Here is a 517-nt window from a genome sequence, read left to right on the forward strand (position 1 = left end):
CCAGCGCGGCCTGCTTCTTCGCCTGCTCGACCTGAAGGGCCGCGTCCTCGGCCTGCCGGCGCGCCTCCGCAACCTGCCGCCGGGCATCGTCGAGCTCGCGCCTGGCCTGGTCGGCGAGGCGTTGGCGCTCCTTCTCCAGATCGCGCCGGGTCTGTTCCGAGACCTGGAGCTTCGCCTGCTCGGCCTGGCGCGCAGCCTGCTCCTCGATCTGCTTCTTGACGTCCTCGTTCTTCTGCCCGGCCTGCTGTTCGGCTTGCCGCCTCAGCAGGTCTGCCTTTTCACGGGCCTTCTCCGCCGCGTCCAGCTTGTCGAGGGCCGCATGAGCAGACACAGCGTAGGGGCCGCTACCGTGAACGCCGAGAAACGAGGTCCATGCCTCCCTTGTGCCGATCTGAGCCGCAAATTCGTAGTCCCGCCGGGCTTCCGCGTTCGGATCGACGGGCGGCGCAACCTGCGGCACCAGCGCCACGGTGTCGCCACCGAGCGATCCGTAGACGAACGGCTCCTGCCGCCGTCC

The 517-nt window shown here is 69.2% G+C and carries 1 pseudogene; it reads right to left on the minus strand.

Going from position 1 to position 517, the window contains the following annotated elements:
* Positions 1–517: pseudogene (locus AC0L21_RS38035) on the minus strand (caspase family protein); the annotation flags it as partial.

It is taken from the genome of Bradyrhizobium sp. WSM4873, assembly GCF_055811355.1.